This window comes from Shewanella sp. 11B5 (assembly GCF_002836795.1).
GTDB classification, from domain to species: Bacteria; Pseudomonadota; Gammaproteobacteria; order Enterobacterales; family Shewanellaceae; genus Shewanella; species Shewanella frigidimarina.
This window is the reverse complement of the sequence record NZ_PJAP01000123.1, coordinates 1-1,222: the sequence shown is the minus strand read 5'-3', so window position 1 is coordinate 1,222 and position 1,222 is coordinate 1. Positions and strand designations below refer to the sequence as shown.

Genomic DNA, 1,222 nt, shown 5'->3' with positions numbered 1-1,222 from the left:
AACGCTGCTATTGAAGCAGCGCGTGCTGGTGAACATGGGCGTGGGTTTGCAGTAGTTGCCGATGAAGTCAGAACATTGGCCTCTAGAACACAAACCTCAACTCAAGAAATCCAACAAGTACTACAAGAATTACGCTCAACCTCTAAGCAAGCCGTTGACGCGATGGCTCGTGGTATTAACACTGCTGCAATAGGGGTTAAATCAGCCTCTTTAGCTGGTGAAGCGTTACAGCGTATTACAGAAAAAGTAAGTGCAATATCAGAAGTTAATGACCAGATTGCGGCTGCCACCGAGGAGCAACATACAACTTCAGTGTTGATCCAGCAATATGTAACTGAAATGGAAGTCGGTTCACAAAAAGTCAGAGTAACGACTGCGGATATGGGCGGTATTAGTGTCGATATTCAAAATGTAAGTGAAAGACTTCAATCTATTACCAGTCAATTTAAGGTATGAGATTGATTGTAAATGCAGTACCAAAAATATAAGCCCAAAGGGCATATGAGTGATGATCAAGGAGTAACACCATGCAATTTAATTTAAAAATATTATCCGTTGCTATATCAATGGCGATAGTCCCAAGTTTAGCAGTGGCAGATGAAGCCGCTGATGCTAAAATTGCTAAACTAGAGCAGCAGGTACAAACGTTGCAGGCGCAGCAAAATGCAAGCCTAGCCGACAAGGTCAAATTTAACGGTTTTATTAGCGGAGCCTATATCAGCTCTGATAATGATGCTGGCTACAATAATGCTGATTCGAGTGCTAACTTTAGCGAAGACAGTAAATTAGGTCTACAAGGGACATTTAACATTTCTGACAATACTCAAGCAGTATTACAGCTAATGATGCGCGGTAAATACGACTGGGAAGTTGAAGCTGAATGGGCCTATTTATCCCATCGCTTTGACAACGGCGTTAAGATTCGTGGCGGTAAACTGCGTGTGCCTTTATTTATGTACTCTGATTACTTAGATGTTGGATATGCACAGCCTTTCGCGCGCCCACCACAAGAAGTATATGGTACCATCCCGTTTTCATCTTACACTGGTGCAGGTGTTTCTTATGATGTGGAATACGATGACTCAACACTAACAATGCAAGCATTTGGTGGTGAGTCCGACGTTAAAAACTCAGCGGTTGAATTAAGCAACCTTATGGGTGCTAACGTAAGTTGGACTGATGAAATTTGGACTTTACGTGCTGTATATGCACAAGCCAAATT

1 protein-coding gene and 1 pseudogene are annotated in these 1,222 nt (G+C 42.3%); both read left to right on the top strand.

Annotated features, from left to right (window positions below; translation table 11 throughout):
* A partial coding sequence (locus CXF78_RS01030; protein WP_257984789.1) for a methyl-accepting chemotaxis protein occupies window positions 1-456 on the top strand: 456 nt, incomplete at its 5' end.
* Between the two features lie 71 nt (window positions 457-527).
* Window positions 528-1,222, top strand: a pseudogene (locus CXF78_RS01025) (hypothetical protein); the annotation flags it as partial.